General features: G+C 74.1%; 12 protein-coding genes. 10 read left to right on the forward strand and 2 right to left on the reverse strand.

The features are described from left to right. Nucleotides 1-18: 18 nt before the first annotated feature. The 3 genes from ACFVUH_RS28065 (at nt 19) to ACFVUH_RS28075 (ending at nt 2141) form a co-directional block, all read left to right on the forward strand. The gene (locus ACFVUH_RS28065) at nt 19-546 is read left to right on the forward strand and encodes a GNAT family N-acetyltransferase (protein ID WP_387916061.1); all 528 of its coding nucleotides are present in this window, start codon (nt 19-21) and stop codon (nt 544-546) included. Between the two features lie 111 nt (nt 547-657). After that, nucleotides 658-1035: a DUF4229 domain-containing protein gene (locus tag ACFVUH_RS28070; protein ID WP_387916062.1), complete on the forward strand. Its 378-nt coding sequence runs from the start codon at nt 658-660 to the stop codon at nt 1033-1035. Nucleotides 1036-1046: 11 nt separating this feature from the next. After that, on the forward strand, nt 1047-2141 hold the full coding sequence (locus ACFVUH_RS28075; protein WP_387916064.1) for a LacI family DNA-binding transcriptional regulator: 1095 nt from the start codon (nt 1047-1049) through the stop codon (nt 2139-2141). Between the two features lie 118 nt (nt 2142-2259). Here ACFVUH_RS28075 and ACFVUH_RS28080 read toward each other — a convergent pair whose 3' ends face one another. Beyond that, nucleotides 2260-3486 (reverse strand): MFS transporter, encoded by a 1227-nt coding sequence (locus ACFVUH_RS28080; RefSeq protein ID WP_387916065.1) that lies wholly within the window; start codon nt 3484-3486, stop codon nt 2260-2262. 381 nt (nt 3487-3867) lie between these two features. Here ACFVUH_RS28080 and ACFVUH_RS28085 point away from each other — a divergent pair, with 381 nt between their 5' ends. Beyond that, nucleotides 3868-5199: a dicarboxylate/amino acid:cation symporter gene (locus ACFVUH_RS28085; RefSeq protein ID WP_355374308.1), complete on the forward strand. Its 1332-nt coding sequence runs from the start codon at nt 3868-3870 to the stop codon at nt 5197-5199. Nucleotides 5200-5435: 236 nt separating this feature from the next. Here the strand turns inward: ACFVUH_RS28085 and ACFVUH_RS28090 are convergent, their stop codons facing one another. Then, nucleotides 5436-5639, reverse strand: coding sequence for a cold-shock protein (locus ACFVUH_RS28090; RefSeq protein WP_344337792.1), 204 nt, complete (start codon nt 5637-5639; stop codon nt 5436-5438). Nucleotides 5640-6005: 366 nt separating this feature from the next. Here ACFVUH_RS28090 and ACFVUH_RS28095 point away from each other — a divergent pair, with 366 nt between their 5' ends. The 6 genes from ACFVUH_RS28095 to ACFVUH_RS28120 all read left to right on the forward strand — a co-directional run bounded on the left by ACFVUH_RS28095 (nt 6006) and on the right by ACFVUH_RS28120 (nt 12484). After that, nucleotides 6006-6908 (forward strand): menaquinone biosynthetic enzyme MqnA/MqnD family protein, encoded by a 903-nt coding sequence (locus tag ACFVUH_RS28095; RefSeq protein ID WP_387916067.1) that lies wholly within the window; start codon nt 6006-6008, stop codon nt 6906-6908. A gap of 124 nt (nt 6909-7032) precedes the next feature. Next, a complete protein-coding gene (locus tag ACFVUH_RS28100) occupies nt 7033-8691 on the forward strand; it encodes a serine/threonine-protein kinase (RefSeq protein ID WP_387916069.1) in 1659 nt (552 codons plus the stop codon). Between the two features lie 130 nt (nt 8692-8821). Further along, nucleotides 8822-10045, forward strand: a complete 1224-nt coding sequence (mqnC, locus tag ACFVUH_RS28105) for a cyclic dehypoxanthinyl futalosine synthase (protein WP_355374317.1) — start codon at nt 8822-8824, stop codon at nt 10043-10045. A 14-nt stretch (nt 10046-10059) separates the two neighbouring features. Then, nucleotides 10060-10779 (forward strand): hypothetical protein, encoded by a 720-nt coding sequence (locus ACFVUH_RS28110; RefSeq protein WP_387916071.1) that lies wholly within the window; start codon nt 10060-10062, stop codon nt 10777-10779. Nucleotides 10780-11071: 292 nt separating this feature from the next. Beyond that, nucleotides 11072-11659 (forward strand): hypothetical protein, encoded by a 588-nt coding sequence (locus ACFVUH_RS28115; protein ID WP_355374323.1) that lies wholly within the window; start codon nt 11072-11074, stop codon nt 11657-11659. A 132-nt stretch (nt 11660-11791) separates the two neighbouring features. Further along, nucleotides 11792-12484: a demethylmenaquinone methyltransferase gene (locus tag ACFVUH_RS28120; protein WP_387916073.1), complete on the forward strand. Its 693-nt coding sequence runs from the start codon at nt 11792-11794 to the stop codon at nt 12482-12484. The last annotated feature ends 99 nt before the right edge of the window (nt 12485-12583 follow it).

Genomic DNA, 12583 nt, shown 5'->3' on the forward strand with positions numbered 1-12583 from the left:
CGACTAGGCTCCGAGGTCATGACGCTGAGCTTCACCCTCGACCCGGCACTCGACCCCGCGCTGCACGCCGAGATCACCAGCCTGTGGACGGCCGCCAGCAACGCCGGCGGGGCCGTCGGCTTCGTCCACCGGGTGACCGAGGAGGAGGTCCGGGCCGCCGGGGAGCGGCAGTTCGCCGGAACGGCACCGGCCGGACCGGACCGGCTGCTGATCGCCCGGGAGACCGGGACCGGCCGGCTCGCCGCGATGCTGGTCTTCGAGTCGATGCGGTTCGGGCCGATGGACCACTGGCGGCTGGTGGTGAAGGTCATGGTCCACCCCGAGCTCCAGGGGCGCGGGTACGGCGCCGCGCTGCTGGCCGAGGCCGAGCGGATCGCCCGCGGCTGGGGCCTGGCGGGGCTGAAGCTCCAGGTACGGGGCGGGCTCGGCCTGGAGTCGTTCTACGCCCGCAGCGGTTACGTCGAGGTCGGCCGGGTGCCGGCCACCATCCGGGTCGCGCCCGGCGACGACCGCGACGACGTCATCATGTGGCTCGACCTGCGCTGATCGCGCGGTCGCCCGGGCGCTGCCCGGTGGGACCCGTTCCCCGCCGGGGGTGTCGGGCATGCTTCACTGGGAGACCGGCCCGGTCCCCAGCGCAGTAAGGATGTGTCCCCGGTGGGCAGCAATGTCAGCAAGAAGTCGCACGCCACGCTCCGCTACACCTCGATGCGGGTCTCGATCTTCCTCGGCTGCCTGCTGATCGCGCTGCTCCTCGGGCACTTCCGGGTCATCCCGGTCTCCGGCGAGGCCGGTGTGGTCTTCCTCTTCCTGCTGGCCGCGGTCGCCTCGGCCCCGCTCAGCTACGTCCTGCTGAGCCGCCAGCGGGACGAGATGTCGGCGGAGATCTCCGGCAGGGTGGACGGCATCCGTACCCGGACCGCCTCCAAGATCGCCGCGCAGAACGCCGAGGAGGACGCCGCCGACGAGGCCGCCCGTGCCGCGGCCGCCAAGAAGGCCGCCTCCGGCCCCGCCGCCTCGGCCCCGCAGAACTGACCCGCGCCGCCGTGCCGGAGAACGCCGCACCGGACAGCGCCGCACCGGGCAGCGCCGGGGCCGGGGACGCCGGCGGGCCCGTGGCGGGAACCTGGCCGGCCCCGGTCCGCCGCCCCACCGGCCGGGACGTCGCCCGGCTCGCCGGGGTCTCGCAGGCCACCGTCTCGCTGGTGTTCTCCGGCTCCGAGGCCGGCCGCCGGGTCTCCGACGCCACCCGCGAGCGGGTCCGCGAGGCCGCCCGCAGCCTCGGCTACCGCCCGCAGGCGGCCGGCCGGCAACTGCGGCTGGGCCGCAGCGGCATGATCCTGCTGGCCGTGCCGAACATCCTCGGCCCGTTCTTCGGCCGGGTCCTGGAGGGCGTCCACGAGGAGGCCGGAAAGTACGGCCTGGCCGTGGTGGTCAGCTCCGGCTGGGGCAGCGCCACGCTCGCCGAGGCCGCCACCACCAGCCGTTTCGACGGCCTGCTGATCTGCTCCCCGGACGACAGCCAGCTCGGCGAGCTGCCCGCCGACACCCCCGCCGTCTTCCTGGACGCCGACCCGGGCACCGACCGGGCCCGGCCGACCATCGAGCTGGACGTGGCCGGCGGCATGCGGGCCGCGGTCGAGCACCTGGCCGCGCTCGGCCACCTCCGGCTCGGCCGGCTGCGCTCCACCCACTCCGCGTACACCTTCCGGGTCCGCCAGGCCGCTTTCGAGGAGACGGTCCGGGCGCTCGGCCTGGACGTGGTCGAACTCGGCGTCAGCCTGAACGAGGGCCACCCGGCGGCGCGCGAGGCCGCCCACCGGCTGCTCGCCCGTCCGGACCGGCCGCACGCGGTGATCTGCGACGACGACGTGGTCGCCTCCGGCGTCTACCAGGCCGCCGCCGAGCGCGGGCTGCGGGTGCCCGGCGACCTCTCGGTGATCGGCATCGACAACGTCCCGGTGGCCGCGCTGCTCGCCCCGCCGCTGACCACCGTCGACCTGCCCGGCGAGGAGCTGGGCCGGGCCGGGGTCGCGGCGCTCGCCGGGCTGCTCCGCGGCGAGCCGGTCGCGCCGGTGCCGCCGCTCGCCACCTCGCTGGTGCGGCGCTCCTCCACCGCCGCGGCGCCGGAAGCCGGCTGACCGTCCGTTCGGACCGCGCCGTGGTCCGCGCGGTCGTCCGAGCCGAAAAAGTGGCTGCGCCCGTCGTCCAGACCACCCGGTCCGACGGGCGCAGCCACGTCCAGGGATGCGGCGGGCGTCAGCCCGCCGGCACCGCTTCGGAGGGCAGCGACGGCGCCGCGGCCGGTTCGGCGGCCGGCCGGAACCAGCGGCGGGCGCCGAACAGCAGCAGCGCGCCCAGGCCGATCCCGCCCGCCGCGCACAGCGCCACCGGGCGCAGTGAGCCCTCCGCGAGGTGGCCCGAGACGGCGTAGCCGAGCGAGTTGCCGGTCGCGAAGAGGGTGACCAGCCAGGCGAAGGCCTCCGTCACGGTGCCGGTCGGGGCCAGCTCGGCGACCAGGACGAACGCCGCCGCCAGCAGCGGGGCCAGTGCGATCCCGGAGACGAAGGCGAGCCAGGCCATCGCGACCGGTCCGGGGAGCAGGATCAGCGGCAGGTAGCTGACGGCCATGCCGAGCGCCATCAGCCAGGTGCGGGTGGCCGTCGAGCTGCGCCACGGCACCGCGCCGTAGGCGAGTGCGCCGAGCAGTCCGCCGAGCGCCGCGAGGGCCAGCAGGGTGCCGGCGCCGCCGGGCAGGCCGTCCGCCGCGTGGGCCTCGGCGTAGGCGATGAACAGCACGTTCTGCGCACCGACCGCCCAGCCGGCGCCGGCCAGGCCGAGCAGCAGCAGGACCAGGCCGGGGGAGTGCAGCGGTCCGAGCAGGCCGGAGGAGTGCGCGCGCGGCGGGGCCTGCCAGGCCCGGGCCGGTGCGGTGGTGGCGACGACGGCCGCCCCGACCAGGCCGAGGGCCGCGGCCACCCAGAGTGCGGCGACCGCGCCGACCGTGCCCGCGATGCCGGCGACCGCGAGCGGGCCGGCGACGTAGAGGGTCTGCTGGGAGGCGGAGTCGAAGGCGTAGGCGGTGTCGAGCTGGTCCTCCTCGACGACGTCCGGCCAGAGCGAGCGCAGGCAGGGTTCGAGCGGGGGCATGGCCAGCCCGGCGATGGCGGCGCCGAGCGGGGCGGCGACCGCCGACCCGGGGGCCAGGGCCAGCAGGGCGTACCCGCCGCCGGCGACCACCGCGGAGACCAGCAGGACGCGGGGCTGCCCGGTGCGGTCCACGATCCGGCCGAGCACCGGTCCGCCGACGGCCGCCGCGATCGCGTACGCGGCGGTGGCCAGGCCGATCCGGCTGTACGGCGCGTGGACCTCGCGCAGCGCGAGGGCGATCACCAGGGCGGTCATGCCGGCCGGGAGGCGGCCGAGCAGGGTGCCGAAGAGGAGGCGGCCGACGTGCGGGGCGCGGAGCAGGGCGAGGTAGCCCATGGGCGGGATTCTCCGGTCGGGGAGGGCAGAGCGGGCGGGGGATGCCCTCAAGTTATACGTATAACTGTCAACCGGTCAATCGGACCGTATCCAGAACTCAAACAACTACTTTGAACATCTCAAAGCTTTACTGCTAATGTGTCGGCCGTGACCACCTCAGACGCACGTTCGCCGCTCGGCCCGGGCCCGCTGCCCGGTGCCGCCCGCGCGTGTCGTCCGACCGGTGCTGTGGACAGCCCGCGCCGTTGTCGCGCCATGAGCTGTATTCAGGCGGCACGCCCCTGACCGGGGCCGATTCCTCCCCGTCCGGCCCGCGCGCCGTGCCGCCGTCCCCCCTCTTCTCCTCATCACCAGCAACACCTCCCCCGGAGCCGCACCGTCATGTCCACAGCGCCCGAGGCGACTTCGTCGCCGTCCGTGCTCGGCAGAATCCGTAAGACCCCCTTCTGGGCCCAGATCGTCGCCGGCCTCGTGCTCGGCGTGGCCCTCGGCTACCTGGCCCGCGCGGCCGACATATCCTGGCTGGCCACCACCCTGGAGACGATCGGCCGGATCTTCGTCCAGCTGCTGAAGCTCGCCGTCCCGCCGCTGGTGTTCACCGCGATCCTGGTGAGCGTGGCGAACCTGCGGAACGTCACCAACGCGGCCCGGCTGGCCGTCCGCACCCTGCTCTGGTTCGCGATCACCTCGCTGATCGCGGTGGCCATCGGCCTCGGCCTCGGCCTGCTGACCAACCCGGGCTCGGGCACCGACCTCAAGACCGAGGGCCTCAAGGCGCCGAAGTCCACCGGCAGCTGGATCGACTTCCTGACCGGGATCTTCCCGACCAACATCGTCTCCGCGTTCACCGAGGTCGAGGTCCTGCAGATCGTCTTCCTGGCGATCGTGGCCGGCGCCGCCGTGATCAAGCTCGGCGCCAAGGCCGAGCCGGTCCTCAAGCTCAGCGAGTCGGTGCTGGAACTGGTCCAGACCGCCCTCTGGTGGGTCATCCGGCTCTCCCCGCTGGGCACCCTCGGCCTCATCGGCAAGTCCGTGGCCAAGTACGGCTGGGACCTGCTGGAGCCGTTCGCGACGCTGACCCTCGACGTCTACATCGGTTGCGCGCTGGTGCTGTTCGTCGTCTACTCGCTGCTGCTGAAGTTCGCCGCCGGCCTCAACCCGGTCAACTTCTTCAAGGGCGCCTGGCCCGCCATCCAGCTGGCCTTCGTCTCGCGCTCCTCGGTCGGCACCCTGCCGGTCACCCGGCGGGTCACCGAGCGCCTCGGCGTCCCGGGCGAGTACGCCTCGTTCGCCGTCCCGTTCGGCGCCACCACCAAGATGGACGGCTGCGCCGCGATCTACCCGTCGCTGGCCGCGATCTTCGTGGCCCAGGTGTACGGCATCGACCTCGGCATCAAGGACTACCTGCTGATCGCCTTCGTCTCGGTGATCGGCTCGGCGGCCACCGCCGGCCTCACCGGTGCGATCGTCATGCTGACGCTGACCCTCTCCACCCTGGGTCTGCCGCTGGAGGGCGTCGGCCTGCTGCTGGCCATCGACCCGATCCTCGACATGATGCGCACCGCGACCAACGTCGCCGGCCAGGCCCTGGTGCCGATCGTGGTCGCAGCCCGGGAGAAGACCCTCGACCTGGCCGCCTACAACAACCCCACCGGTGACCTCTACGACGAGGGCCCGGCCCCGGCCCCGGCCGGCGCCGTCGCGACGGCCTGACGCCCCTTCGGGCGGGCAAGACGAAGGGCCCTCCTTCCCGGAACGGGGAGGCGGGCCCTTCCGCGTGCGCGCGCCTGCGTCCGGCATGCCGCCGAGCAGGAGCGGGGCACAAGGCAGGGGGCCCACCGGACGGCGGGCCCCCTTGGGTACTGCAGCTCTTGTGCTCACCGTGACGACCGGAGGCCGTCGGCGGACCCGACGGGGTCCCGAGCGATCAGACCATCATTTGAGGATGATCAGATAAGGGTGACGTTCTCCGCCTGCGGGCCCTTCGGACCCTGGGTGACGTCGAAGCTGACCGCCTGGTTCTCCTCCAGCGAGCGGAAGCCGCTCGCGTTGATGGCGGAGTAGTGGACGAAGACGTCGGGGCCGCCGCCATCCTGGGCGATGAAGCCGAAGCCCTTCTCAGCGTTGAACCACTTGACGGTTCCCTGAGCCATGCCGTTCTCCTTGCGAGGGACGTGTCGGGGCCACACCGTGTGGCACCCGGTCCGCTGCGCTGATCGCCCTGCCTCCGGACGGGGCCGGAGTTTTTCGATATTGCTGAAAAACTACAAAAAGCCTGCGGTTACATGCTCCGCAGGCTTCAAGTACTGCAAGGGGAATCAAACTGCAACTGAGGGCAACGCTAGCATGCGGCTGCTGTGACGACCAGGGGTGACTTGCGGGCTGGACAGCGCGTGTCGTAAGGCTGTTGTGACCCTCGGTGCGGCACGCCGCGGTGCCTCCCGGAAGGGCGGTGCGGGGCTCCCGGAGCGGCAGGCATACGCTGCGGGGAGGCGCACGAACAGCAAGGGAGCGGCGCAGTGGCAGTACCGGATGCGGAAACGCGGGAGCCCCAGGACAACACCCCGGTCCGGCCCCGGGTCGGGCATATTCAGTTCCTGAACTGCGTACCCCTCTACTGGGGGCTGGCCAGGACCGGCAATCTGCTCGATCTGGATCTCACCAAGGACACCCCGGAGAAGCTGAGCGATCAGCTGGTCGGCGGCTCCCTGGACATCGGTCCGATCACCTGTGTGGAGTACCTGCGGCACGCGGACGAACTGCTGGTGCTGCCGGACATCGCGGTGGGCAGCGACGGCCCGGTGATGTCCTGCGTGATCGTCAGCAAGCTGCCGCTGTCCGAGCTGGACGGCCGGCGGGTCGCGCTCGGCTCCACCAGCCGCACCTCGGTCCGGCTCGCCCGGCTGCTGCTGGAGGAGCGGGAAGGGGTGCGGCCGGAGTACTTCAGCTGCCCGCCCGACCTGGACGCGATGCTCGCCGAGGCCGACGCGGCCGTGCTGATCGGCGACCCGGCGCTGCGCGCCTACCTCGGGCAGGCGGCCGAGCAGGGCCTGGCCGTGCACGACCTGGGCGAGATGTGGAAGGAGTGGACCGGGCTGCCGTTCGTCTTCGCCGTCTGGGCCGCCCGCCGCGACTTCGCCGAGCGGCGCCCCGGACTGACCGCGGCCGTCCACCGGGCCTTCCTGGAGTCCCGGGACCTGTCGCTGGTCGAGGCCCGTGAGGTGGCCGAGCAGGCGGCCCGCTGGGAGTCCTTCGACGCGGCGGTGCTGGAGCGGTACTTCAGCGAGGCACTGGACTTCTCGCTCGGCGAGCGGCAGCTGGCCGGCGTCGCCGAGTTCGCGCGGCGGGTCGCGCACGACAGCGGCTTCGCCCCCGACGTGGCCGTCCGGCTGCTGGAGCCGGCGCCGGAGCCGGTGGCCTGAGCGCGTCCTGAACGGGTGGCGGTCGCGACCGTGATGGTTCGCGCCGCCGCCGCCCGATAGCGTCTGCACGCGAGACGGCCCCGGCGGCGGGGCGAGCGGGCGGGGCGACGGGAGCGTGCGCGGGATGCAGCCACTGGGATCGGACGACCCGCGTCAGGTGGGCGCGTACCGGCTGCTGCGGCGGCTCGGGGCGGGCGGCATGGGCCGGGTCTACCTCGGCCGGACGGCGGGCGGCCGCACGGTGGCGGTCAAGGTGGTGCGCGGCGAACTCGCCGAGGACACCGAGTTCCGCGCCCGGTTCCGGCAGGAGGTGGCCGCCGCCCGCCGGGTCGGCGGGGCCTGGACGGCCCCCGTCCTGGACGCCGACACCGAGGGCGCACACCCCTGGGTGGCCACCGGCTACGTCGCCGGCCCCGCGCTGGCCGCCGCCGTCCGGCAGTACGGGCCGCTGCCCGAGCCCGCCGTGCGCACCCTCGGCGCGGGCCTGGCGCAGGCGCTGGAGCACGTGCACGGGCTCGGGCTGGTGCACCGCGACGTCAAGCCGTCCAACGTGCTGCTCACCCTGGACGGGCCGCGGCTGATCGACTTCGGCATCGCCCGGGCCCTCGACGCGGCCACCGGGCTCACCCAGTCCGGGTTCGTGGTGGGGTCGCCCGGCTTCATGTCGCCCGAACAGGCGAACGGTCAGCCGGCCGGGCCGCCCGGTGACGTCTTCTCGCTCGGCGCGGTGCTCGTGTACGCGGCCACCGGGGTGCACCCGTTCGGGGAGGGGGTGAGCGCCGCGGTCCTGCTGTACCGGGTGGTGCACGAGGAACCGGACCTGGCCGGGCTCGGCGGCGGGCCGCTGCGTTCGATCGTGCTCGCATGCCTGGCGAAGGACCCGGCGGACCGGCCGACGCCGCGACAGCTGCGGGAGTGGCTGGACCCGGACGGCGCGGCCGTCGGGCGGCTGGGGCAGGGCGGCTGGCTGCCGCCGGTGCTGTCCGCGGCGGTCGGGCGCAGTGCGGTGCAGTTGCTGGACCTTGAGGCGGAGGCCGGGGTGGGGCCGGTGGAGGGGGAGTGGACGCCGACGTTCGTACGGGGCGGAGGCGGGGACGGCGGCGGGGGCGGGGGCGAGGCCGGCGGGGGTGCGGCGGTGGACGCGGGCGCCTCCCGGCGGCGGCGGGGTGTGGTCGGGCTGGTGGTCGGGGCGGTGCTGCTGGCGCTCGCGGGCGGCGGGTACGGGGCGTACCAGGTGTGGGGGAAGGACCAGCCGGGGCCGGAGCCCACCGCCACGGCGGAGGGGCCCTCGCAGGCGCCGCCGGTGCCGTCGGGGCCGAGCACGGTGTCGCCTCCGTCGCCTTTGTCGTCGCAGCCGTCACAGCCGTCGTCGTCGGCGCCCGGTACGACCGCGCCCTCCGGCACCGCGGCGCCCGGTCCGAACGCCGTACCGGAGTCGTTCCTCGGCACCTGGCACGGGGAGATGACGACGCAGAAGGGCGTGCCCGCCGGGACGACCACGCTGGTCATCGGCCGCGCGGGGATCGGGCAGGACGCGGTCAGCAGCCGCAACGAGCTGACCGGGCTGCTCTCGCTCACCTGCGAGGGCGCCTGGACGCTCACCTCGGCCGAGCCGGAGAAGCTGGTCTTCACCTCCCGGCTGGTCCGCTCCTCGCTGCCCGGGGCCTGCACCGGCGGTTCCTACGCGGAGACCCTCGCGCTGCAGAAGGACGGCACCATCCGCTTCACCTCCGCCGATCCCAGCGCCGGGAACCCGTCCGGGACGTTCCGGCGAGCGGGCTGACGCGGGGGCCGCGAAGCCCTGGCGTAGGCTGAACCGGATGCGGAAGCGGTGCCCCGGCAAGGCGTCGTCGCACCCGTCGCACCCGCCGCACATGTCGCACGTGAAGTCCCGAGAGAGAGAAGGCCGCCAGGTGTCCGAGCTCGCAGCGACCACCTTCGATGCGCCCAGCACCGACCTGCAGGCCGTCCTCGACCGGGCGGCCGGCGGTGGCCGGATCAGCCCGCAGGAGGCGCTGGAGCTCTACCGCTCCGCCCCGCTGCACGCGCTCGGCTCGGCCGCCGACGCGGTGCGCCGCCGCCGCTACGCGGGGACCGAGCACATCGCGACGTACATCATCGAGCGCAACATCAACTACACCAACGTCTGCGTGACGGCGTGCAAGTTCTGCGCCTTCTACGTGCCGCCGAAGAGCGACAAGGGCTGGTCCCGCGAGCTGGACGAGATCCTGCGCCGCTGCGCCGAGACCGTCGAGCTGGGCGGCACCCAGATCATGTTCCAGGGCGGCCACCACCCGGACTACGGCGTCGAGTACTACGAGCGCGCCTTCTCGGCGATCAAGGCGGAGTTCCCGCAGCTGGTGATCCACTCGCTGGGCGCGTCCGAGGTCGACCACATGGCGCGGATCTCCGGCGTCCCGATCGAGGAGGCGATCACCCGGATCCACCGGGCGGGCCTGGACTCCTTCGCCGGGGCCGGTGCCGAACTGCTGCCGGAGCGCCCGCGCAAGGCGATCGCGCCGCTCAAGGAGTCCGGCGAGCGCTGGCTGGAGATCATGGAGGCCGCCCACGGCCTGGGCGTGGAGTCCACCTCCACCATGCTGATGGGCACCGGCGAGACCAACGCCGAGCGGATCGAGCACCTGCGGATGATCCGCGACGTGCAGGACCGCACCGGCGGCTTCCGCGCCTTCATCCCCTACACCTACCAGCCGCAGAACAACCACCTGAAGGGCTCGACCCAGGCGACCGTCTTCGAGTACCTGCGGATGATCGCCATCGCCCGCCTGTTCCTCGACAACGTCGCCCACATCCAGGGCTCCTGGCTGACCACCGGCAAGGAGGCCGGCCAGCTGTCGCTGCACTACGGCGCGGACGACCTCGGCTCGGTCATGCTGGAGGAGAACGTGGTCTCGGCGGCCGGTGCCAAGCACCGCTCCAACCTCACCGAGCTGATCCACCTGATCCGGGCCGCCGGCCGCGTCCCCGCGCAGCGCTCGACCACGTACGAGCACCTGCGGGTGCTGGACGACCCGGCCAACGACCCGGTCGACCCGCGGGTCGCCTCGCACATCGCCTCCACCGCGATCGAGGGCGGCACCGCGCACCCCGAGCTGAAGATCCTCGACAACGCCTGAGGTCCCGTCCCACCGTGCTGACCCTGCACCGGGCCGCCCTCGTGCTGCCCGACCCGGCCGATCCCACCGCCCCGTCCCACCCGGACGGGGCGGTGCTGGTGCGTGGCGAACTGGTCGAGGCGGTCGGCGCGTACGCCGGGCTGGCGGCGGCGCACCCGGAGGCCCGGGTCCGGGACTGGGGCGACGCGCTGCTCACGCCGGGGCTGCGCAACCCGTACGGGCACTGGCTGCTGGAGCGGACGTACCACCCGGACCCGCGCGAAGGGGTCGGGGACGAGCCGGTGCCGGACGGGCTGGCGGGGGAGCGGGACGAGGCGCGCTGCGGGGCGAGTGCCCGGCGCGGGCTGCAGCGGATGCTCGGCTTCGGCGTGACGGCGGTGGCCGGGCCGTTCGAGCGTGCCGCGGTGCGGACGGCGGTGGCCCGGTCGGGCCTGACCGTGCTGCCGGGGGCCGGGGCCGGGGCCGGGGTCGGCGCGGCCGGCGACGGGGTCGGCGCGGGGGTGGCCGGGCCGTTGGACCCGCTGGCGGTGCTGCCGCTCGCCGGAGCCCTGCACGGGCGGGTGGCCGTCGGTGGCCGGGCGGACTTCGCGGTGTTCGCGCCCGGGGCGGAGGGCGTCGAGGGGCACGGGGGCGATCCGGTGGGTACGGGCGGATCGGTGGGTACGGGCGGTCCGTGGGTCGGGGGTTGCCGGGCCACGGTGCTGGCCGGCCGGCTGGTGTTCCGGCGGCGCTGAGGGCGGCGCCGCCCGTGCCCCGGTCGCACCCTACTCGCCGGTAGTCGTGCGGTTCGCCCCGGGGCCGCTCCCGGTTCCTCGTACTCCCTTGCGACGACCGGGACTTGCTTCGTGTGCCACTGAACTGCGGCTTCGTCGGCCTGGCCTGATTGTCCCTTCACCGTGACCTGAGGGCCCGCCAGCGGATAGCATCCGGCTCAGCTCAGTCCGTACCGTCCCACCTCACCTCCGCCCGTGCCCGCGGGCGACGGGGCCCCGTCCCAGGCCCCGGAAGCAAGCCAGGACAGGAACCATGCGATCCGCGACCGTCCCCCCGCAGCGATCCCCGCGGTTGGGCCGTGGCTGGTACCTCACCGCCGTGCTCAGCGCCGTGCTGGCCGTCGGGATGTGCCTGCTGGGGTGGCGTCAGGCCGAGCAGGCCGACCGGATCGGGGCCCACCCGGTGCGGGTCGAGGGCGTGGTGACGCAGCTGCCGACCGGCGGCGGCTCCTACAGCACCGTCAGCTACCAGGCGGCCGGCCAGCACCACACCGCCACCGCACTCCCGCTGGCCGACGGCACCAAGGTGGGGGAGGCCGTCTGCCTGGAGCACGCGGCCGACGAGCCGAAGGCGGTGCGGATCTGCGGCGACACCTACCCGCAGCCGGTGGGCGTCGGGCTGGCGCGGTTCAGTGTGCCGGTCGCGGTGCTGCTGTTCGCCGTCTGCGTGCTGCGGATCCGGCGGCACCGGCGGGCGGTGGCCGTCCGTAGCGGGCAGAACCGGTTCGCCACCACCGTCGCCATGGCGACCGAGGCGCTGGCCGACGGGATGCCGGCGATAACGCAGGGCAAGCGCTCGCGCCGGCGGCGCCGCGCGGGCGGGCGGCGCGCCCAGCACTGAGGCGGCGGGCGGCTGCTCCGGCGGGCCCGCGACCGCGCCCGGGTGTTCCCGAGGCACCCGACCGGGGTGCCCGGGGTGCCCGGAAGACGCCCCCTTGCCCGGATCGTCGGAGCCAGGGTGAACAATGGGGGCGTGACCCGAGCCTCTCTGGACAAGCAGCCGCACGAAGTCGCCGCCATGTTCGACGACGTCGCGGCCAAGTACGACCGCACCAACGACGTTCTCTCGCTCGGCCAGGCCCGTGCCTGGCGCCGTGCGGTGGCCGAGGCGGTGGCCGCCGGGCCGGGGGACGTCGTGCTCGACCTCGGGGCCGGCACCGGCACCTCCTCGCTGCCCTTCGCTGAGGCCGGGGCGCGGGTCGTCCCGTGCGACTTCTCGGTCGGCATGCTCGCCGAGGGCAAGCGCCGCCACCCCGAGCTGGCGCTGACCGCGGGTGACGCCACCAGGCTGCCGTTCGCCGACGACACCTTCGACTCGGTGACGATCTCCTTCGCGCTGCGCAACGTCCAGGACACCGACGCGGCGCTGAGCGAGCTGCTGCGGGTCACCAGGCCCGGCGGCAAGCTGGTCATCTGCGAGTTCTCCACGCCGACCTGGACGCCGTTCCGGACCGTCTACACGGAGTACCTGATGCGCGCGCTGCCGCCGGTCGCCACCGCGGTCAGCAGCAACCCGGACGCCTACGTCTACCTCGCCGAGTCGATCCGCGAGTGGCCCGACAAGCCGGCGCTGGCCGCCCGGCTGCAGGAGGCCGGCTGGTCCAAGGTGGCCTGGCGCAACCTGACCGGCGGGATCGTCGCCCTGCACCGGGCCTACAAGGTCTGACCTGCCTGTGTGGCCGGTCGCGCGGGCGAGTCGCGCGGCCGGCCGCGGCGCCGTCCGCAGCTCATAGACTCGTCCAAGCCCAGCCGTGCCGGCCCCCAC

Origin of the sequence: Kitasatospora sp. NPDC058032, assembly GCF_042885845.1 — a bacterium.
Classification (GTDB): Bacteria; Actinomycetota; Actinomycetes; order Streptomycetales; family Streptomycetaceae; genus Kitasatospora.